Below are 20710 nucleotides of genomic sequence, written 5' to 3'. Positions count from 1 at the left end.
CAACAAACTATCAACGAGCGGCTCATAAGTTCAGTGATGCTGACACTACTGATGCTTATCTTCTTCCATTGTTACTAGATGAGCTTGCAATACTATAATTTGACAGTGACATTTGTCACAAAAAAAACGCCCCGTAACTTGGAAAAAAACGCGTTTTTATCAAGCCTACTTAGGTGTTTAACTTCCTTGATTAGCAGGTGGTTGCGTTTGTTTGTGGGGTGTGGTTTGTCGTTACAAAGCATGACTCTGAATTTTTGAGTCGATAAAATTAAGCAGTTTTTAAACTCTCCAGTATTTCATTTACTAATTAGTATTTTCGATACTAATTCATACTAAAACAGCCAACAGTGCATATTTCGGAGCATTCCGATCAGTCATTTCGGGATTATCCGATCACCCATTTCGGTTTAAACCGATCACTGATTCCGCGATTATCCGATCACTTTTAGTCAAACTCCGAAATCGGTGATCGGAATAGCGAAAACCGCGATCGTAATGGCCGAAATCCTTCCTTTTTCTCTTTTAAATCAATAGCTCGCTATTCTTTACTTCTTAAACAAGAAGGAAAGGAAGCGACAATGGCCAAAAAGAGAACTCCAATGAACAAAATCAAAGAGGTATTACGCCTTAAATACGACTGCGGTCTCTCAAATCGTGGTATCGCTTCTTGCCTTAAACTCGGCCCGTCCACCGTATCAGAACTCCTTACTCGCTTTAAACAAAGCCAACTTGGTTGGCCTCTACCCGACAGTTGCAGCGATGCAGATCTCACACAGACGCTGTATCACGGCAAGAAAGTCAGTCGAGATAAAGTTATGCCAGACTTCACTCAATACGCAGTCGAACTCAGGCGTAAAGGTATGACAAAGATGCTGCTCTGGCAGGAGTATCATGAGCAATATCAAGAGCAAGCTTACGCTTACACTCAGTTCTGCGAGCACTTCACTCGTTGGTTCAAAACCCAAAAACGCAGCATGCGCCAGCTTCATGTTGCAGGTGATAAACTGTTTATCGATTACTGTGGGCCTCGGCTTCAGGTGGTCAACCCTGACACAGGCGAAGTGCGCGAAGCGGAGGTGTTCGTCGCGACTTTAGGCGCGTCCAATTACACTTATGTTGAAGCCTTCCCCAGCCAAGGGAAGCCCTACTGGTTAGAGGCGCATGCGAATGCGTTCGAACACTTCGGTGGCGTACCACAACTCTTAGTTCCCGATAACCTACGCAGCGCAGTCACCAAAGCCAATCGTTATGAGCCGAGACTGAACGACAGCTATCAAAAGCTGGCTAATCACTATCAAACAGCCGTGATGCCTGCTCGCCCCTACAAACCGAAAGACAAAGCCAAGGCAGAGAATGCCGTGCTCCTAGTAGAACGCTGGATCATGATGCGGTTGCGACACCAAGCCTTCCACACTTTTAAAGAGTTGAATCTCGCCATCCGTGAACTCATGAATGAGTTAAATCAGCGTGAGATGAAACAGTATGGCGCCAGCCGCCAAGCGCTGTTCGATAAACTCGACAAACCTGCATTAAAGCCACTGCCTAGGCAGCGTTACCTGTATACCGAAACTAAACGAGCCAAAGTTGGCCCTGACTATCACATCGAATATCGCCGTCATTACTACTCGGTTCCCCATCAACTTGTTGGTCACCATGTCGAGTTGGAAGCCTCTAATCGCCTGGTGCAGATCTACCATCAAGGTAACTTGGTGGCCCAGCATCCACGTAGCCAAAGAGAGCGAGGAAACAGCACCCAACCAGAGCACATGCCAAGCAACCATCAACATCAGAAGTGGTCGCCAGGGCGCTTGCTTAGCTGGGGAGCCAATATCGGCCCAGCCACACGAGAAGTCGTCAATAAGATGCTGAACTCCAAGCCTCATCCAGAGCAGTCTTATCGTTCCTGCCTTGGCTTGCTCAGCCTCAGTAAAACCTATGGCGAATCGCGCCTAGAGCAAGCCTGTAAAGATGCGCTGATGCTGACAAAATCCAATTACACCTTCATCAGCAATTTGTTGAAAAACAATCGTGAAGGACAACTGAGTAAAGACAACACGAGTACGCCAAATCTTGTTCATAGCAATGTTCGTGGCCCGAACAGTTATCACTAGGAGAAAGGATATGAATGCACTGAACGACCAACTCAAAACCCTACGCTTGAGCCATGTAGCGAAAGCATTAGAGCAGCAGCAAGAGCAACTGACCACCTACGCAGAACTGGACTTCGAGGAAAGGCTAAGCCTACTTCTGGAAAGCGAGATCTTGAATCGCAATCAGAGCAAAATCCAACGCTTAAAACGACAAGCCAAGCTGAGAGTAGATGCGCAGCCGAGCCAACTCATCTATAAGGAGGGACGAAACCTCAATCGTAAACAGATGAGCGAACTTCTGACGGGCAGTTATCTATACAAACACCAGAACATCTTGGTTACAGGCCCAACAGGCGCAGGCAAAACGTATCTTGCCTGCGCACTGGCAACCAGCGCCTGTGACCAACAACAAACGGTTAAGTACTACCGATTAACTCGCTTGCTTGACGACCTGACCGCTGGTCGTCTGGATGGTAGCTATCAAAAGCAACTCCAATCGCTGGCTAAGAAAACCTTACTGATCCTCGACGACTGGGGGATGGAAAAACTCACTCAAGAGCATGCGGGTCACTTATTAGAAGTGCTGGAAGAGCGTTATCAAAACAGCAGCACAATCGTCATCAGCCAGTTACCTGTAAGGGAGTGGTACAACATGATCGGCAACGCCACCGTCGCGGACGCGCTAATGGATCGGTTAGTACACAATAGTCATAGAATAGAACTGGGAGGTGAGTCAATGAGAAAACTGGCGCAATCCGATCACTTAGAGTAAAAATAAGAAGAGAGAAAAACGGTAGGATCAGGTGATCGGAATAAACCGAAACGAGCGATCGCAATCACCGAAATACGCAAACAGCCACCGTTATGAGATGTTAGATACTCATAACTAAGGTCTAGTGACCAAGATTTAGTTGCTGCATAAGTTGTTGATAGTAAAGCAAGATAATAGAATTGCGCGCTAATTTTGTTATTGCCTGTGTTTTGTAGTACGAGGGGTGAGTACTACCATTTATTTACCCGAGTAGGTGCATAATAAGAGTATGATTCAGGACTTATAAATGAACTAGCGTGAGAATTTTACATAGTTTGTTAGATCAACACATTGGGGCAATTCAAGCCAAATTTTATTAGCGTCGTAGATGTTATTCAGTGCATTAGTAGCACTGCTGTATTTACTCATAAAAGTTAGCAAAGAAAGCTTAATGAAATTTCGAAATGACCCAATACTTAAATTTTTGTTTATTAAACAATTTTATTTTATTTGCTCGGATTGGGCATCTGGAGCCACCTTCATTTTGCATTTGGGGTGGCTCCCATTGAGCATTTATGGCCATATCTATCAATGATTTCTAGCACACTTTCCCTCATTATGAGCTTTGTTGATTAAGTAGGTAGAAAATCGCGCCCTTTTGAGTTATTTCCTCTCATCAAGGTACTCGAATGATGCGGCCAAGTTTTCCAATCAACCACAGTTACTTATTTATTTAGGATTAAGTTACTTATTTATTTAGGATTGGACTGCTTGATTATCTCTGAGTTTAACTCCAATTCATCCGTTTATCTTGAGCTATCCTCATCAACATTGTGGTAAATGGATAACTATGTTTAGTAGTGAAATGCACCATAAGGGAGCTTCACACATGATTGAATTTGTTAATGGGCTATGCCATACCTTTGTCCTACTCTATTGTAAGTGAATAAGTAGCTTTCTTTAGTCGCCTACGCTCTAATTTGAAGTTTGTGTAATAAAACACTTGACCCTTGCTTTGTTGTGTTGTATAGTTGGAAATATTGCTGCTGAAGCTATATTATGATATGTTGACTGTAATTTCATATCTAATGAGTTTTCGAGTGATTAATATTCAAGTCTCCCTTATCCAAAATTCAAGTTGGTGTAGTACAACCTTTTTACCGCTGCCATTGGTCAATGACTTTCCCACTTCAGTGGTAAACAACTTTTGATTAATAGAAATGAGGGGGCCGATAGTAAAGGATATTATTCCTATGCTCTCACTACTCTTAACTGTGATTTATACCCAGAATTAAAAGTTAGAGTTAATGATGAAGGTGAGATTGAGCCTTATGCTCCATCTCGCTCTAAGAAAAAAGAAAACAAACTTCCTCAGATCGTTACTTCTCTAGGTAAATTGGTATACCCACAAAACCTCTATCTAACAGTCTACGCTCGTAAGACCCAGTCTATTGCTACTCGTGCCCAAGCCCTGCTGATGTTTACTCGATGGCTTGATTTAACAGATAAGTCTTACAGGGATGTATTTGCAGATCCTTCTGATGGTGTTGGGTGTGAATTTGCTGATTTTCTCGTTCGGTGTGTTATAGGTGATCATGAAGCAGGGTTAAAGCTCGCCTTGTCTACAGCGAAGACGTACATGCGATTTGTTGTCGATTTTTACAAATGGATGAATCGAGAAGGTGTACTAGTTTGGTCTGATAAAGTAAAACCGTTTGAATTCACACTGAAGCGAATACCTCGTAAATCTAACAAGAATGTAGATATGTTGAGCCACACAAAAAGAAATCATGAGATTGTGGTTCAAACAACTAGTGTCATGAATAAGTTCCCTCGCTCCGCAAAAGTCCCACCACATAAGAAACTGAAGCCATTACCAGAGTATGAATTAGAGGTTCTCGACACTTATATACATCGAGTTGAGTTTTCGGTGCGTAATCGACTAATGATTGAGTTGGCTTACAAAGGAGGGCTTAGAGTTAAAGAAGTTGCCTCATTGAATGAAGGGGCAATCTATCAACCATCTTTAGGCGAGGTCGAGTGCGAACTAGCGCTAAATACATCAAATGGTGTCCAAACTAAGAATGACCTTTCAAGAGTCACTAAAATACCAGCATCTCTAATGACAGTACTCTATGACTATAAGATTTCAGAAGGTAGACAAAGCATAGTTGATTCGTTAGGCAAGCTGTCCGAGGGGAGCCAGTTTGAGCCCCGCTTATTTCTCAGTAATAGAACTCTCCTAGGGTCAATTCACCCAAATACAATTCAAGGAATTTGGTCAGATCTGAGATCTGAAATTCGACTTGTTCACACAACTTGGTACTACAAGTTCCATGATTTACGAGCAACTTTTGCAACAGATTTTCTACTGCAAAAAGTGAGAGATTCTGACTTGCCATTGGACTTCTTTTTCAGCGAACTGAAAAGCCTTATGGGACACAGCGAATCAACAGACACTATGGTTTATATCGATTTTTTAAAAGACCTAAAGCTCAACAGGGAAGCCGCATTGAGAAGGAATCAGGAAGCACAGGAGGCTGCTCATGGCGAAAAGTAACATTTCGGATTTATACGTTTCTGACCTTGATAATAGAAAAGAATCTCCATATGACAATGATGTTATAAATTTCACAAGGCAAGGCGCAAATCGGGAAATTAACCTTGCATGTCTAGACCATCTATTTGCTGATCTTAATCAGCCGCAGGTTGAGTGCAGTGCAAGGTTTACAGTGATTGATAAGCTGAAACAGCAGATAAAAAGTCACGTTGAGCTAGGTAGGACTAGCTCGGCACATCAACTTAATCTCACCTTGCAATCATTCATTCGAAATGCTGATAACCAACAACTTGAAGCGTTCTCTAAGGAATCATGGAAGTCATATTTTGGTGCGAAGGGTTATATGTGGAGATTAGTTGAATCCGCAGAGCGCCAGTATGCCCAACCCTATATGTACGATGACGGACAGGTAATTGGTATTTCAGAGAAAACTGCCGCTGGCACTAAGAGACTTATAAAGAATGCACTCTCTCAACTGAGTTTAGATGTTTTTGAGTGGGATAAAGGGTTGAAAGACTTTTCAGTTAGTGGAAAGAATAAAAAAGCGCTCGAAAATTACAGCAAAAATGAACATGAAACTGTACTTAGGCGCTTGCATAACAAGTTTTTCTTACTTGCTCCTATCTTAATTGCGGAGCATAAGTTGGGGCGCTCTTCAGAGGACTCAAAAGGCATCGTCTATAGCCTAGCCCAGTCCACACTTAACTCAAAAAAACAAACTCTTGATGTGGAACTGATGTTTCTAGAGGGAATGACCCTAACTGAAGTTTTTAATTTCATAATGGAAGTAGGTTATTACCTCTTTTGTCATTATACGGCTTTCAATGACTCTGTAGTTACATCAGTAAGAAGACCAATTGACTTTGTTACGGAGAAGGCCGAAGGAAAAGTTTCTAAATATGCCGTCATAAAAGGTTTTAAGGGGCGAGCAGGGAAGGAGGTTACAGGTGTTATCGGTGAATCTGAACTAGAAGGAGTCTCTGCACGAGTAGATAAGCGTACAGGGGCTGCGTTCCTGAACATGTTGTTGGAGCTGTCATCTATTTTTAACCCTGATGAGCACGGTTTGTTGCTGTATCAATTAAGTGTTGAAGGCTTGTGTCAAGAGTTTAAAAGTGATTTCCAAAATGACAGAATTCCTAGAAAGTTAGAGCTTTATTCCGATAAGCGCATCGGGCTAGCTGAAAGGCTAGCAGAGAGCATTAATTCACTTTGTGAGCACAGTTATGTTGAAGTGGTCAAAAGGGTTGTTGATGATGAGGGGGTTAGACGTATTTCAAAGTCTAAAAAATATTATAAACCTACCAGCAATCAATACACCTCAATAATGCACCGCTTATCAGTCGCATTTATGCAGTGTTTTACATCCCAATCATTAAGATATGCGCAACTACCTCTCCTCTATTCCGCGATAGATGACAATGGGAAGTCAACGGTAACATGTACTTCGTCATTAATAGCTACAGCCAGTCATCAAAACTCTGTAATTAGCTTCTATGCAGATGAGCAGTTTCTATCAACAATACAGAGAATCGAAGCTTGGGCTGTAGGAAGAAACCCCCTCCAAAGAAAACGGATCAAAGGCAATCAGTACACGTCAAAATCAAGTATTGATTGCTCGAAATATAATGTGGAACCTACTAAGGGGGTGCCATATCTATTTCCACAAGGGCGGATCGGTGAAACTAGGCATTTTAAGCAGCACCCCGTAAGCCGTTCATCTCTATTAGAGATAGGACTTACACCTAGTCATTTTTTCTGTACATTAAATTCTACAAAATTCCGTAAAACCGTAGCAGATAACGAGTATCGATATGGATCTGAAGCCTCTGCTATGGCAGTTCTACAGAACTCTAAAAGAGTGTTTGAAGAACACTATGCCAACGGTCATCAGGGTCTAAATAATGAGATTATTGCACAAGCACTAGATGTGATTGAGCTGGTTATTAAAGGTGTGGAGCTTGAAGAAGCAAAGCAAAAGGTCAAGGACAATTGGAAAATTGAAATCCTCTCTTTTGATGAATACAAGAAAAGAGGTAAGCCTAGTAACCCCAATGGTATCTGCTGTGATGGCAAGCCAGATTTTGAAGGTAAAGAGGATAAACTAGCTCAGTCGGCGGCTAAAACAATGGGAGTTATAGATGGCTCATCAAAACTCCATTGCTATCAGTTTGATAAATGTTATGAGTGCCTTAATGCCAAGTTGGTCGATGAACCTAATCAGGTCTATAAACTTTTGTCATTTATAGAGTCACTAATGGATGCTGCTGATCTTCATCCTGAAAATGAGGAGTTGGAGGAGCGAATCGAATCATTTGAAGAGATTTTATCTCAAAACATATCAGATGAGGTTCTGGAAGAAGCAGAGGCTTTGTTAGAGGCTAATGGTCGCTATTTTTTGTATGCATAGACTACATGGGGAACACTAAAACATGAAAACTATTAAAACAGTAAGTGGCGCAAATGTTAGTTTTGAAGAGTTTGTTGAGGATATCGATACCGACCATATTGATGATGTACTTTTGCCAGCAATTGAACGTGGAAATTGGGATGAGTTGGAGTCTCTTATGGTAATTAGTGGTTCTAAATTGCCAGTGATGTTTAAGCAAAATGTATGGGATCTAAGCCAGATTGGTGACGGCTATCAAACACAACGTTTGCTATTCAACCACTCAACAAGGAAGGGCTTTGATGGTTATATCTTACCAAGAAATATACGCAATGAAATCAAGTGCTTTGCTGCTGTGGAACTGCTAACTGAGTATGGTAAATACTCGTATTTATCGATTGTTGATACGGTTGGGAAGCTTACTCTGATAGCCAAATATGCTACAGATTTAGGCATTACTAGCTTTTCGGATATCGATGAAGATGCCATATTTCAACTTCAAGAGAGCGGTTTAAATATAAATGATAAGGGTAATAAAACTTTATCTGCTATTAACAGGCTAGTTCAGTGCCAAGAGCCATTACCTATCCAGATCGAGATAAACAAATCGTTGCAGCCGAAGCATTTTAATTTGGCGCTATCGCCAGCTAATCAGCACTTTGCTATCCCATTCCGAATTTATTTTGAAATGCTGAATAGTGCGATTTCGGGCGTTAATGAAGCATACAAAAATAGAATTCAACTAGAGAAGTCGGTCGAGGATTACCTTGCTCATTCAGAATTGGTTAAAGCCGAGCTGATGATGAAGGTTAGGACTGGTGAATTAGCCTTATCGACAGTCATAGTTGATAAAAATAGGACTGAGATTATTGAATCTCACTTTAAGACTAGCGGGGTCTTAGTTGTTGATAATATGCAAGATGCAAGTTGGGAAGATGTTTGGTCAGATTGTGTATTTGGAAGCTATCAAGGTAATAAGTCGGTTGTTTGGAAAGAGTTCTCTGTAATAGTTGGTTCTCGATATTTCGATCAGCGCTCTAAGTTTTCTGATTATATCCGTGACTTACAGGCGTCTTCGGCTTTTCTAGCTATGGCATTAAGTGGAATGAGAATTAGTGAGTTTTATAGAATGTCTCCTGTGTACGGTGCTCAGGATCACATAAAGATAGGAACAAATACCATTTATGCGCTTACGACAAAGCAGGAGAAGTTGACGCTAGACTCTCAGACTGCCGATGATGTCTATATAACAAATCGCACAGGTTTTCAGGCTTTTCATGTTCTCAACGCTATCCATAGACCTTATCGTAAGTGCTTTAAGGAAGGCTCTAACAGTAGTTTTTTTGCTGCTTTAACAGAGGTGTACCACCCTAGACCCATAGAGAAGGTCGGATTAGGACAAACAATTCGAGAGACCATAAAGCGTCAATATAAAGATACATTTTTTTTAAACTCTAATGATTTGGATGCTCTTCGGACATCTAATCCAGACCATAGCTGTCTCCCTAAAATTGGTGATAGCTTTCCTTACACAAACCATCAATGTCGCAGAAGTTTTGCTTATTACTTGATTGGTCTGGAGTTAATGGACTTCCCTCAGTTAAAGCAGCAGCTGGGTCATATATCCATCGCTATGACACGTTGGTATGCAAGAAATGCACACTCACTTAAGAAAATTTACGGTGAGATTAAAGAAGAAAGAACTGAACGTTCGGCTAAGGCGTTAGCTCGTACCTATAACAAACTAGCAAATAAAGAGCGCTTGGCAGGAGGCTTCGGTAAAAGTCTTTTAAAGGAAATTATTGAGAATGAAAATTTCTTTGAACAAGGAATCAATGATAGAAAGCTCTCTTCTAGGTTTTGGAAAGAGGAAATTAAAACTGGCAAAGTACATATCCATGCGATTGGAAAGGGGATGTATTGCACAAAGAGGCAGTGTGCAATGAGATCCGCAATCGACCTTTCAGAGTGTAGAGATTGTGGCTGGGACATTATTGAAGATGCAAGCACAGCGGAATCTATACGTATGACAGCAATGAGAAATCTATTGGTTTTGCAGGAGTCAGGGGAGCTTAATGGCAGCTCAGCTTCGAAGTATGTAATGGATATACGCTCAGCAGAGAAAATTATGTCTGATCTAAACTTCCCGTTTGAAGCCTTTGAAGTTCCACATGGTATATCGCAATTAATCCCTGTACATAATATATAGAGGTAAGCATGGCACGTAATAAGGACGCTTCTCACAAAGCATTGCTCGATGCAATTTCTCGAATTAAAGAGCAGACCTATACGCATAAGAACTTGAAAAATAAAGCAATTGTAAAACTAAATAAGTCAAATGTTGAAAAGGAAGCTGGGCTATCTGCTGGTGCCCTTCGTCATCATCCTGATATTATAAAAGTGATAGAGGGAGTTAGTCTTAGTTACAATAGTAGCTCAGATGATACGGCTAGCTTGACTGAAAAGGTTAATAAATTGGAAGCTTCAAATAGAAAGCTAAAAGTCGAGATCGCCCGTGAAAAAAAAGATGCAGAGCAAGCGGAAAAGACCCTAAAAGAGTATCAGTCTGAGTATCATCAAACAGTAACAGCTTTGTTCTTTAAAATACCGATTAATGAAAGAGAGGAGGTAATCAAGTCAGTTTATAACTCCTCTTTGAACGGAGGTGTCACGAATATAAGTGAATATAGGCATAAGTAGTGCCTATCTAGCTAGCTCTGAGAACTTTACGGATACTTCAATAAAGCCAATTTTGCGTGCGACTTTTGCTGCTGCATCGATGGTTTTGAATCTTCGTGGTTCATCGCCACGCTGTGGAGTAACGATGTATTGTGTTGATTTGTTTTTTCCTTGAAGCATTAGATTCCAATCTGTTCCAAATGCTTCAGAAATCACAATAGCTTTAGTTAATTCACCTGCTTCAAATCTAATTTCTAGTTCCGCTTGTTGCATTCAAACTTACCTTAATAATTCCAAGAATAACAGTACAATACGAGAAGAACAGTAGTAAATCAATATGCGATTTTGATTCATCAAATCCCCCTTTTGATATTCATTTCTTTTTTAAGTATTGAGGAATGAAAATTAGATATCGAGTAGTACCTTGGTTATTTGACTAAAGTAAACTGTGGGCATAAAAAAAGGCGCATTGAGCGCCTTTCTAATTCTACCTAACTACTTATAGAGATTCAGTAAAAGTACGCGCGATAACGTCACGTTGCTGCTCTGTAGTTAGAGAGTTGAAGCGAACTGCGTAGCCAGATACACGAATTGTAAGCTGAGGATAGTTCTCAGGGTGTGCAACTGCATCTTCTAAAGTTTCACGTCGAAGAACGTTCACGTTCAAATGTTGCCCGCCTTCTATCTTCGCTGGAACTTCAATTGCAACGTCACGAGACTCGTATTCGCCTAGATCTGCTGATGGAACTACTTGGTCTGCTTCGTAGCCTTCAACTGCAACAACACAGCGTGCTTCGTTCTTTTCTGTATCTAGCAACCAGATTGAGTTTAGTAGAGAATCGTTAGCCGCTTTAGTGATTTGGATACCTTGGATCATATGGATTTCCTTTTAATTTTTGATTTGATTTTTATGACTTAAAGCATGACTCTAAGTGCTGACTTCTTAAAAAACATGACTAATAAAAAATATGAGATTGTTTTCTCTTTATGACTATCAAATCCATTGTTGAGAAAGGGTTTGATGCGATTAAGTCATACTTTTTAGTAGTTAGGCTTTCCAATATTAAAGATGTTGACCACCTTCGATGCGTGGTGCTGCTTCGATAGCAACTTCACGGCTTTCGTACTCGCCTAGGTCTGCTGCTGAGATAACTTGGTCAGCTTCGAAACCTGAAGTAGCAACAACACAACGAGCTTCATTCTTCTCGCTATCTAGTAGCCAGATTGAGTTTAGTAGGTCATCGTTTGCTGCTTTAGTAATTTGAATACCTTGGATCATAACTATCTCCTAGTCCACTGAATGTGGTTTGATTATGGTGTTAACTTTCGATTTTTATTGAGCTGGGTAATATATACCTAATATCAGTAAGGTTAACATTGATTTAAGTCAAAAAACAACCAAAAACCATATTTTTACAAAGGTGATTATATTGAGGTAAATCAATAAAACCTTTGAAAACAAACTAATTACAAAATATTTTAAAGTATAAAAAATATTTAACAGTCTTATTTGTTGTAAGTTTACTACATTTGTTGTGTTTTTATTGAACTACAAACGATACGACCCTTTATTTATTAAGCATTCTAAAAGTGTAAAGTGATTTAATGACAAACAATAATTCATCCTCAAAACCTGAAACTAATATTAAGTTTATTGGTGCTCATGTGTCTGCTGCTGGCGGTGTTGATCAAGCGCCAATGCGCGCTCGCGAGATTGGTGCGAATGCGTTCGCACTGTTTACTAAAAACCAGAGACAATGGGCTGCAAAACCACTCGAAGCTAAAACCATCAGCGCCTTTAAAGCCAACTGCAAAATGTTAGGTTTTAGTGCCGAACACATTCTTCCTCATGACTCCTACCTTATTAACTTAGGAGCACCAGAAGAAGAGAAGCTAGAGAAATCGCGTGCGGCCTTTATTGATGAAATGGAGCGTTGTAATCAACTTGGGTTAACGCTGTTGAATTTTCATCCTGGGAGTCATTTAAAGAAAATCTCAGAAAGCGAATGTTTGGCGAAGATCGCTGAATCGATCAACCTGGCTCACCAAGCGGTACCTGATGTGATTGCGGTGATTGAGAATACTTCAGGGCAGGGCACTAACCTAGGGTGGAAGTTTGAGCACCTAGCAGAGATCATCAACCAAGTAGAAGATAAGTCACGCGTGGGTGTGTGCTTAGATACCTGCCATACCTTTACTGCCGGTTATGACCTACGAACAAAAGAAGCGTGTGAGCATACTTTTGCAGAGTTCGATCGTATCGTGGGTATGCACTATCTAAGAGCAATGCACATCAATGATTCAAAAGCTGAGTTCGCAAGCCGAGTTGATAGACATCATTCTTTAGGAAAAGGTGAAATTGGCTGGGATTGTTTTGAGTATATCGCTTCAGATTCTCGCTTTAATGGTATTCCTTTAATCTTAGAAACTATTGATTCAACGATTTGGAAAGAGGAAATTCAACAACTTAGAATGTTTCATTACTCAGTAATGGCTGAAAGTGAAGATGCGTAATAATAGAGGGGAAAATTAATTTCCTTCTATTTCTCATAATTGGCACCTTTCTTTCATAGTCTTAAAGTGAATATGTAGTTCACGAAGTCTTATAGGAGGTGCCTTTATGTATTCACAAGCCCAAACTTCAACTGTAGCTGTAGCCAGTCGTTTACCGACACCAAACCGTCATGTTCATAGTCACGGCCACCATCGTACACCGCAAAAAAGTGGTTAATCGAACTTAATTTAAATTGCAGTACCTCTATTAGTTTTCAAGAAACAGTGTTTACTTAATAAAGGTGACTACTCAAGAGAGGACGGTTTATCAAGAAACAGCGACTTCTCAAGAAGCGAACCCTACACATCATGTTTATTGATAGCTGTATGAGGTATAACTAGAGCCTTATTTAGGACAGTTAGCCGATACAGCTATTTTTTGTCTGGTGAAAGGTCAACACGCCCTAGAAACCTTGATGATTGGGAAGTAAAACGATGAGCGCACCAAAAACTTGGGAATCCATTATTAATGATGAACGTGAGAAAGAGTACTTTCAGAGTGTTCTCACTTTTGTCGAACAGCAACGTAATAGTGGGAAAACCATCTACCCTCCCCAGGAGCAGGTGTTCAGTGCTTTCGAGATGACGCCTTTTGAGTCTGTACGCGTGGTTATCCTAGGGCAAGACCCTTATCACGGTGCTAACCAAGCTCACGGTTTAGCATTCTCTGTGCTACCTGGCATTAAAATCCCACCTTCGCTGCGTAATATGTACAAGGAACTCGCACAAGACATAGAAGGCTTTGAGATCCCTAGCCATGGATATCTTGATACTTGGGCGTCACAAGGGGTATTGATGCTAAATACGGTACTGACAGTAGAAGAGGCAAAAGCGCACTCACATGCTAAGTGTGGTTGGGAAACTTTTACTGATGCCATTATTGCTGAGTTGAATCAGCGTTCTCAACCGGTCATCTTTTTGCTTTGGGGCGCACATGCTCAGAAGAAAGGCCAAACGATTGATGCAGACAAACATCATGTGCTGGTCGCACCTCATCCATCGCCATTATCCGCACGTCGTGGTTTCTTCGGTTGTCAGCACTTCTCAACAACGAATAAGCTGCTTTCTTCTATTGATCAACAACCTATTGATTGGCTATTACCAACAGAATTGTAGATTGGTGGTTTTCTGAGCAGGGTCAAACCATAAATAAGTATCTTCGTATACACTTGTAAATAGTAGGTGTAATGGAGTGCAATACTATGATGATTGAAAGGATAAGACGAGAGCATGGTTATATGGCGCGTTTGCTCGCGATTCTCAATAACAAGTTAGAGTGTCTAAAGCAAGAGCGTGAAATAAACTATAGCCTGATTGCAGAGGTGGTTCATTACTTGATGAACCATTCAGACAAGGTGCATCATCCTAAAGAAGATGTCATCTATCGGTATTACCTTAAGCAATATGGCAGTGACCAAGTGATTGAAGACTTGGAGCTAGAGCATCAATTGCTTTCGGAAAAAACCGCCGATTTTTTGGGTTTAGTCGACATGATCCTCCAAGACGCGGTGGTTCCTCAGCACGTGTTTATTGAGCAGCTTGAAGCCTTTGTAAAAGCGCAGCGAAAACATATGGAATATGAAGAGAAGCATGTGTTGCCGATGATTATTGAGGCATTTACTGTAAAAGATTGGCAAGAGGTTGAGTTGCAATGGCTTCAACCGGAAAACGATCCTGTCTTTGGAGAGACGATTGCTGATCAATACCGCCAGCTCGCGGCTCGTGTACGACAAAATGAACAAGAGTGCGTTTAGTTCATGAATAACCGCTAATATGAGTTTTTAAGCGCCTCTTTTTTTAGGTGTCTTCTATATTAGTCATCTTGTACTTACTCGGCCTTTATCTTCGGTTATTGGCGTTCAAAAACGCTTTGAATTGGCGAGTGACCATATTCAGGACGGGACACATACAATAAAAAGGCACCTATAAAGGTGCCTTTTAGTTTCTATTTATTATCGTACTGTATTTTCTTGTCGTGCTGATTAAAGCTTTATATCGTCGAGGCTAAAGTCGAGACCTAGGTTCATCTCTCTTAGCTCTTTCTCAAGCTGTTTACGATCGTTGATTGCCTCGATTTCACGCCATTTACGCTTGAGTGGTTTAGAGCGTGTTTTTTGAGTTGTTCGAGGCATTTCTAGTTCTGATATATCATCGAATTGAAAGCTATCCATAAGCCATATCTCCTTCCGTGGGACTCGTTCTTACGAACCATTAAATATCATATTTAGTTCTACAATAACCTTGATTTGTTTCTCATTTGTTTCAAATCTATGAAGTTTTTGTTCTGTTTTTTTATGCATGCTCACACATTGCAGTGATTTTAATGTACAAAAAACAAGCAAACAAACCTAAGTAAACGATTAAATTAGGGGTTCTTGAATGTTAATTCATTGTGCGAAAGGGATATCATTTTGACTACAATGCATTGAGTTGCTCATTATGCTGTGCGATATGGGAATCTTGTTGTTCTAGAAAAATGCACAGATCTTCACTATACCTTGTAAAGCCTAGGCTGACGCCATTTTTATGGGATGGTGTTCTTGTTCTGGTGAGGTACTGGTTGTTGTTGAGATTATGTCCCGATAATGTGACTTTTATTGGGCTCAATTGTTTTAAATTGTGTTAACAAAAGGTGTATTATTAGTGAAATGTCATTTAAATATAAATGTGATTGCATATTGATTTTTAGGCCGTCTCGCTGCATTATCCGCCCGTCAAAAAATACACTGATACGTAAAATGGATGCATGAAGCGACATTTACAATCTAGATCGCAGCAAATAAATATAAAACTAATGCCGACACAACTATTGACACTGGCATAGGTGATCTAGAGGAAGGCTCGGAAGCAAGATCAGTGCTTAAACTCAATTACGAGGTTCACGTGACAGACTTAATCAATTTGATGAACGATCTCCTTTGGGGATCTATCTTAGTTTACTTGCTAGTTGGTGTGGGTATCTACTTCACTGTACGACTAGGCTTCATTCAATTCCGCCATTTTGGCCATATGTTCTCTGTTCTTCGAAACAGCCGTAAAGCAGACAGTGCTGGTATCTCTTCTTTCCAAGCTCTTTGTACTAGTCTTGCTGCTCGTGTCGGTACAGGTAACATGGCAGGTGTTGCTGTTGCTCTTACCGCTGGTGGCCCAGGTGCTATCTTCTGGATGTGGCTAATCGCAATGCTAGGTATGGCAACATCGTTTGCAGAAAGCACACTAGCACAGCTATACAAAACGCGTGATAACGACGGTAACTACCGTGGCGGTCCTGCATACTACATGGAGAAAGGCCTAGGTATGCGTTGGATGGGAGTTTTATTCTCTATCTTCCTAATCATCGCATTCGGTCTTGTATTCAATGCCGTTCAAGCTAATGCAATCGCAAGTGCGATGAATACAGCATTCGATTTTGAGCGCGGTTATGTTGGTGTTGGTATCGTAATTATCTCTGCATTCGTTATCTTCGGTGGTATCCGTAAGATTGCGCGTACCGCAGAAATTATTGTTCCAGTCATGGCATTGGCTTACCTAGCGATAGCTATCTACGTAATGCTAATGAACATTGAGAAAGTGCCTGAAGTTTTGGCTCTTATCTTCAAGAGTGCGTTTGGTCTACAAGAAGCCGCAGCGGGTGGTTTAGGCTATGCGATTGCTCAAGCGATGATTAACGGTATCAAACGTGGTTTGTTCTCGAACGAAGCCGGTATGGGTTCTGCGCCAAACGCAGCAGCTTCTGCAACGCCTTACCCGCCGCACCCAGCATCACAAGGTTATGTGCAAATGCTAGGCGTATTCATGGACACTATTGTTATCTGTTCTGCAACAGTAGCAATTATCTTGATGTCTGGTGAGTATGTACCACACGGTGAAGTAACGGGTATCGAACTAACGCAGCGTGCACTAACAGCACAAGTGGGCGAATGGGGTGGTATCTTTGTCGCGGTAGCAATTTTCTTCTTTGCTTTCACTTCAATCATTGCAAACTACTCGTACGCTGAAACGAACCTTATCTTCCTAGAGCACAACAACAAGAAAGGTCTAGTACTGTTCCGTATTGTTGTTCTGGGTATGGTGATGTTTGGTTCTTTAGCGACACTGCCAACGGTATGGGCTCTTGCTGACGTATCTATGGGTCTAATGGCGATTGTTAACTTGGTAGCGATTATCTTGCTATCAGGCATCGTGATTAAGCTAGCGAAAGATTACAACCGTCAACTAGACGCGGGTAAAGTACCAACGTTCGATGCGGACGATTTCCCTGAGCTTAAGGCTCAATTGGAAGACGGTATTTGGGTTAACAACAAGAAGTAATTTTTGTTGGAGCGATGGATAGCTCAACCTAAAACGATTAGAAAGGCTAAGGTTTCGACCTTAGCCTTTTTCTTTACCTGCGATTTCTATGTGTCTGATTTTTCTTTGTCTGCGACCTTTTCTTTGTAAGCGGCTTATAGCTAGATCTGTCTATCAAAGTAATAGGAAGAGTCATAAAGACAAGTTAATGTTTTTTCTATACTCTAGCTGCATCCAGTTAGATAACCGATTAGGGTAAAGTTATGTTAGTTGTCGTTTCTCCAGCCAAAACACTTGATTACGAATCACCATTAGCGACTGAGCGCTTCAGCCAACCTGAGTTTGTTGAACATTCCGCTGAGTTGATTGAAGAGTGCCGTAAACTGACGCCAGCAGATATCTCTGCATTGATGAAAGTTAGCGATAAAATCGCAGGGTTGAACGTAGCGCGCTTTGAGCAGTGGAATGAGACTTTTACCCAAGATAACGCTCGCCAAGCTATTTTGGCGTTTAAAGGTGACGTCTACACTGGCTTAGATGCTGAAACTCTGTCGAACGATGATTTTGACTACGCACAGAATCACCTGCGCATGCTTTCTGGCTTATATGGTTTATTGAAGCCATTGGATTTGATGCAACCTTACCGCCTAGAGATGGGTACACGCTTAGCCAATGCTCGCGGTACTAACCTGTATCAATTCTGGGGCAATATCATCACAGATAAGCTGAATGAAGCTCTGAACGCTCAAGGTGACAATGTGTTGATCAACCTGGCATCGAACGAATACTTTAAAGCCGTCAAGCCGAAGAGCCTTGATGGTCAAATCATTACGCCAGTATTTAAAGACTGTAAGAACGGTCAGTACAAGGTGATCAGTTTTTACGCGAAGAAAGCGCGTGGCATGATGGCTCGCTATATTATTGAGAACAAAATCGATTCAGTCGAAGCGCTGACTCAATTTGATACGGCGGGTTACTACTTCGTTGAAGAAGAATCGAATGCTAAAGAGTTAGTCTTCAAGCGTGAAGAGCAAAACTAACGGCTCTCGATTCGAGATATCAATAGACTGCAGTAACGACATACTGCAGTAACAACATATTACGATAACAACATGTTCTGATTTTAATATATCCCTGATAGAGAAAAGCCCCATGCAGAGAACTGCATGGGGCTTTTTATTGAATCATTGAAGACGTTAAATTACTTGCTCTTAACGGCTTTCTTTTTCTTAGCGATTTTCTTTTTCTTAGCGATTTTTTGTTTCGCTACCGCTTTCTTATCTTCTTTATTCGGCTTCTTCTTCTTAGTCACCGCGGCTTTCTTATGCGTAGGGCGCATGCCTTCGATAAAGCGTTCTTTGATCGCGTCTTCAGTGTAACGAGCTACACGTTCAATCATTAACTGATCGTGCGCTTCAATGATAGAAACCGCGTTACCTTTCTTACCTGCACGAGCCGTACGGCCGATACGGTGAAGGTATACATCAGCGGTACGTGGCATGTCGTAGTTGATCACGTGACTGACATCTGGAAGGTCGATACCACGAGCTGCCACATCGGTTGCTAGCAATACGTTGATAGAACCATCACGGAAACGAGCGATAGCGTTGTTACGACGATCTTGAGGCATTTCACCTTGGATCCACACACATGGGATTTTTGCGCTTTCTAGCTGAGCACGAAGATCACCTAGGCGATCACGAGTCTTCAAGAAGATGATGCTGCGTTCAGCTTGTTCTGTGATGATATGTTTTAGGATATCAAGTTTGTGTTTAGCTGAATCGGCACGGTGGTACCACTGAGTGATTTTCTTACGCTCACGAAGCGATGATTTAGCATCGATCTCCGCTGGGTTTTTAAGTAGATCTTCAGTGAAGCCTTCAATACCTTTACCTTCTAGCGTTGCTGAGAACAGTAAAGTTTGTTTACGCCAGCGACACTCTGCTGACAAACGGTCAACAACAGGACCAAAGCCCATATCTAGCATACGGTCGGCTTCATCCAGTACTAGCCATTCAATCGCACGACAGTCAAAACGCTCGCCTTCAATGTATTCCATTAAACGACCAGGTGTTGCTACTACGATATCTTGGGTAGTACTTAAGATATCAGCGTGCTCTTGGTACATCACACCGCCTGTGATCGTAAAGATATTCAGGCTAGTGTATTTGGCCAGTTCACGTGCTTGTTCGGTGATTTGCATTGCTAGCTCACGCGTTGGCGTCAGGATAAGCATACGTGCAGGGCCAGATTTCTTACGTGGGAAATCCAGTAGGTATTGCAATGCTGGCAATACAAATGAAGCTGTTTTACCAGTACCTGTTGGCGCAGAAGCCAAAACGTCTCTTCCATCTAACGCTTGTGGGATAGCTTCAGCTTGTATCTGTGTTGGGCGTTCGTAGCCCATTTCGTCAATTGCTTTAAGCAGCTCTTGGTTTAGATCGAGTTCTGCAAAGGTTCTGATCACTGTTGTTTCTCCACAAGCAATAAATGTTTCTGCCTCAAAAAGCAGACGATAAAAAAGAGTAGTCGGACATTATAGAAGCATTAGTGATTAGGATCACATGGTATTTGCTACATCTTGAGATAAAAATCTTTAGTAAGTGCAATAAATGCCTCGCTATAACCATTATTGTTGTGGATCGTGAGCGATTCACACTGCAAATCTTGCTCGCAAGCAGGATCTTTAGATAACTCAAACAAGATTCGGCTAGCTGGTTTTTTGTCTGTTGTTTTCACATCAAGGCGTTTTGCTAGATACCAACCACATTGCTGGGCAAGCTTAATGAAACCTTCTCCTTCTGGAGTCGGTAGTATGAAGCTGGCGGTAGCGGCTTCGGTCGTGATCTCGAAACAGCGCTGAGCAAGCTCAAGATGCTCCAAGCTATCGGTGTGTCTGGCCGTGGCTCTTTGGCTTTGTTGTGCCTGTTCACCAGAGTTGAAGTAGGGCGGGTTACAGATGATTGCATCAAACACGAGCGGGAAATCAGAGGTTAAAACGCTGCCATGATGAAGACATATACGATCTTGCCAAGGCGACTGTTCAATGTTGACTGTAGCTGCGTTAATCGCGTGCTGATCAATATCTATCGCAGAGATTAAAGCATCCTCAAAACGCTGCGCAGCCATCAAGGCCAGCAACCCTGTTCCTGTTCCTATATCGAGTACCGATGATTTCGGAGCAAGGTTAGTCCACGCTCCGAGTAGCACGCCATCTGTGCTGACTGGCATACCGCTTTGTCCACCGTAAATAGAGAATTTTTTAAAATTGAAGCTTTTGGTTTCTATTGTTTTATCTGTCATTAATGTTCTGAGTATCGAGATATTTTAAGTGATTAGCTCTAATGTTAACCAGTTGTATGGATCAATGTTCTGGTTGGGTAACTATTGTTGTGCGT

16 protein-coding genes and 1 pseudogene are annotated in these 20710 nt (G+C 41.5%); 11 read left to right on the top strand and 6 right to left on the bottom strand.

The window, feature by feature from the left end:
- Positions 1-578: 578 nt before the first annotated feature.
- The 6 genes from istA to OCV36_RS13370 all read left to right on the top strand — a co-directional run bounded on the left by istA (position 579) and on the right by OCV36_RS13370 (position 10490).
- A complete protein-coding gene (istA, locus tag OCV36_RS13395; protein WP_135459315.1) occupies positions 579-2111 on the top strand; it encodes an IS21 family transposase in 1533 nt (510 codons plus the stop codon).
- A 10-nt stretch (positions 2112-2121) separates the two neighbouring features.
- Complete coding sequence (istB, locus tag OCV36_RS13390) at positions 2122-2862, top strand: IS21-like element ISVch3 family helper ATPase IstB (RefSeq protein WP_135459317.1); 741 nt, start codon at positions 2122-2124, stop codon at positions 2860-2862.
- Between the two features lie 1186 nt (positions 2863-4048).
- Entirely contained in the window at positions 4049-5401 is a 1353-nt protein-coding gene (locus OCV36_RS13385) for a tyrosine-type recombinase/integrase (protein WP_135458712.1), read from the top strand.
- A complete protein-coding gene (locus OCV36_RS13380) occupies positions 5388-7811 on the top strand; it encodes a hypothetical protein (protein WP_135458714.1) in 2424 nt (807 codons plus the stop codon). The genes OCV36_RS13385 and OCV36_RS13380 overlap by 14 nt, the downstream gene beginning before the upstream one ends.
- A gap of 22 nt (positions 7812-7833) precedes the next feature.
- Complete coding sequence (locus tag OCV36_RS13375; protein WP_135458716.1) at positions 7834-9999, top strand: site-specific integrase; 2166 nt, start codon at positions 7834-7836, stop codon at positions 9997-9999.
- An 8-nt stretch (positions 10000-10007) separates the two neighbouring features.
- On the top strand, positions 10008-10490 hold the full coding sequence (locus OCV36_RS13370; protein ID WP_135458717.1) for a hypothetical protein: 483 nt from the start codon (positions 10008-10010) through the stop codon (positions 10488-10490).
- Positions 10491-10493: 3 nt separating this feature from the next.
- Here OCV36_RS13370 and OCV36_RS13365 read toward each other — a convergent pair whose 3' ends face one another.
- The 3 genes and pseudogenes from OCV36_RS13365 to OCV36_RS13355 form a co-directional block, all read right to left on the bottom strand.
- Complete coding sequence (locus tag OCV36_RS13365) at positions 10494-10742, bottom strand: plasmid replication protein RepB (protein WP_135458719.1); 249 nt, start codon at positions 10740-10742, stop codon at positions 10494-10496.
- 226 nt (positions 10743-10968) lie between these two features.
- Positions 10969-11346: an autonomous glycyl radical cofactor GrcA gene (gene grcA / locus OCV36_RS13360; RefSeq protein WP_135458721.1), complete on the bottom strand. Its 378-nt coding sequence runs from the start codon at positions 11344-11346 to the stop codon at positions 10969-10971.
- A 189-nt stretch (positions 11347-11535) separates the two neighbouring features.
- Positions 11536-11748, bottom strand: a pseudogene (locus tag OCV36_RS13355) (autonomous glycyl radical cofactor GrcA); the annotation flags it as partial.
- 326 nt (positions 11749-12074) lie between these two features.
- Between OCV36_RS13355 and nfo the strand changes: the two are divergent.
- The 3 genes from nfo to OCV36_RS13340 all read left to right on the top strand — a co-directional run bounded on the left by nfo (position 12075) and on the right by OCV36_RS13340 (position 14776).
- Positions 12075-12983 carry a deoxyribonuclease IV gene (nfo, locus tag OCV36_RS13350; protein WP_135458723.1) on the top strand — a complete coding sequence of 303 codons (909 nt, stop codon included), beginning with the start codon at positions 12075-12077 and terminating at the stop codon, positions 12981-12983.
- 474 nt (positions 12984-13457) lie between these two features.
- A complete protein-coding gene (gene ung, locus OCV36_RS13345) occupies positions 13458-14138 on the top strand; it encodes a uracil-DNA glycosylase (RefSeq protein WP_135458724.1) in 681 nt (226 codons plus the stop codon).
- Between the two features lie 86 nt (positions 14139-14224).
- On the top strand, positions 14225-14776 hold the full coding sequence (locus tag OCV36_RS13340) for a hemerythrin domain-containing protein (protein WP_017072855.1): 552 nt from the start codon (positions 14225-14227) through the stop codon (positions 14774-14776).
- A 228-nt stretch (positions 14777-15004) separates the two neighbouring features.
- Here the strand turns inward: OCV36_RS13340 and OCV36_RS13335 are convergent, their stop codons facing one another.
- Positions 15005-15193: a DUF3545 family protein gene (locus OCV36_RS13335; RefSeq protein ID WP_017072856.1), complete on the bottom strand. Its 189-nt coding sequence runs from the start codon at positions 15191-15193 to the stop codon at positions 15005-15007.
- A 712-nt stretch (positions 15194-15905) separates the two neighbouring features.
- On the opposite strand from OCV36_RS13335, the gene OCV36_RS13330 reads away from it, so the two are divergent.
- Positions 15906-17333 carry an alanine/glycine:cation symporter family protein gene (locus OCV36_RS13330; protein ID WP_029224740.1) on the top strand — a complete coding sequence of 476 codons (1428 nt, stop codon included), beginning with the start codon at positions 15906-15908 and terminating at the stop codon, positions 17331-17333.
- A 242-nt stretch (positions 17334-17575) separates the two neighbouring features.
- Positions 17576-18352, top strand: a complete 777-nt coding sequence (gene yaaA, locus OCV36_RS13325; RefSeq protein WP_135458726.1) for a peroxide stress protein YaaA — start codon at positions 17576-17578, stop codon at positions 18350-18352.
- 161 nt (positions 18353-18513) lie between these two features.
- On the opposite strand, the gene srmB is transcribed toward yaaA, so the two are convergent.
- Together srmB and OCV36_RS13315 are read right to left on the bottom strand one after the other, a co-directional pair.
- Positions 18514-19779: an ATP-dependent RNA helicase SrmB gene (srmB, locus tag OCV36_RS13320; RefSeq protein ID WP_017072859.1), complete on the bottom strand. Its 1266-nt coding sequence runs from the start codon at positions 19777-19779 to the stop codon at positions 18514-18516.
- 107 nt (positions 19780-19886) lie between these two features.
- Positions 19887-20615 (bottom strand): tRNA1(Val) (adenine(37)-N6)-methyltransferase, encoded by a 729-nt coding sequence (locus OCV36_RS13315; RefSeq protein WP_102550875.1) that lies wholly within the window; start codon positions 20613-20615, stop codon positions 19887-19889.
- Between the last annotated feature and the right edge of the window lie 95 nt (positions 20616-20710).

The sequence above is a fragment of the Vibrio echinoideorum genome (genome assembly GCF_024347455.1).
GTDB lineage: Bacteria > Pseudomonadota > Gammaproteobacteria > Enterobacterales > Vibrionaceae > Vibrio > Vibrio echinoideorum.
Note: the sequence above shows the minus strand (reverse complement) of the source record. Positions and strands in the feature narration are given on the sequence as shown.

What these genes read in the sequence shown, in the direction of transcription:
- istA (WP_135459315.1), top strand. Translation starts at nt 579, where the DNA reads ATGGCCAAAAAGAGAACTCCAATGAACAAAATCAAAGAGGTATTACGC.
- istB (WP_135459317.1), top strand. Translation starts at nt 2,122, where the DNA reads ATGAATGCACTGAACGACCAACTCAAAACCCTACGCTTGAGCCATGTA.
- OCV36_RS13380 (WP_135458714.1), top strand. Translation starts at nt 5,388, where the DNA reads ATGGCGAAAAGTAACATTTCGGATTTATACGTTTCTGACCTTGATAAT.
- OCV36_RS13375 (WP_135458716.1), top strand. Translation starts at nt 7,834, where the DNA reads ATGAAAACTATTAAAACAGTAAGTGGCGCAAATGTTAGTTTTGAAGAG.
- OCV36_RS13370 (WP_135458717.1), top strand. Translation starts at nt 10,008, where the DNA reads ATGGCACGTAATAAGGACGCTTCTCACAAAGCATTGCTCGATGCAATT.
- OCV36_RS13365 (WP_135458719.1), bottom strand. Translation starts at nt 10,742, where the DNA reads ATGCAACAAGCGGAACTAGAAATTAGATTTGAAGCAGGTGAATTAACT.
- grcA (WP_135458721.1), bottom strand. Translation starts at nt 11,346, where the DNA reads ATGATCCAAGGTATCCAAATCACTAAAGCGGCTAACGATTCTCTACTA.
- nfo (WP_135458723.1), top strand. Translation starts at nt 12,075, where the DNA reads ATGACAAACAATAATTCATCCTCAAAACCTGAAACTAATATTAAGTTT.
- ung (WP_135458724.1), top strand. Translation starts at nt 13,458, where the DNA reads ATGAGCGCACCAAAAACTTGGGAATCCATTATTAATGATGAACGTGAG.
- OCV36_RS13340 (WP_017072855.1), top strand. Translation starts at nt 14,225, where the DNA reads ATGATGATTGAAAGGATAAGACGAGAGCATGGTTATATGGCGCGTTTG.
- OCV36_RS13335 (WP_017072856.1), bottom strand. Translation starts at nt 15,193, where the DNA reads ATGGATAGCTTTCAATTCGATGATATATCAGAACTAGAAATGCCTCGA.
- yaaA (WP_135458726.1), top strand. Translation starts at nt 17,576, where the DNA reads ATGTTAGTTGTCGTTTCTCCAGCCAAAACACTTGATTACGAATCACCA.
- OCV36_RS13315 (WP_102550875.1), bottom strand. Translation starts at nt 20,615, where the DNA reads ATGACAGATAAAACAATAGAAACCAAAAGCTTCAATTTTAAAAAATTC.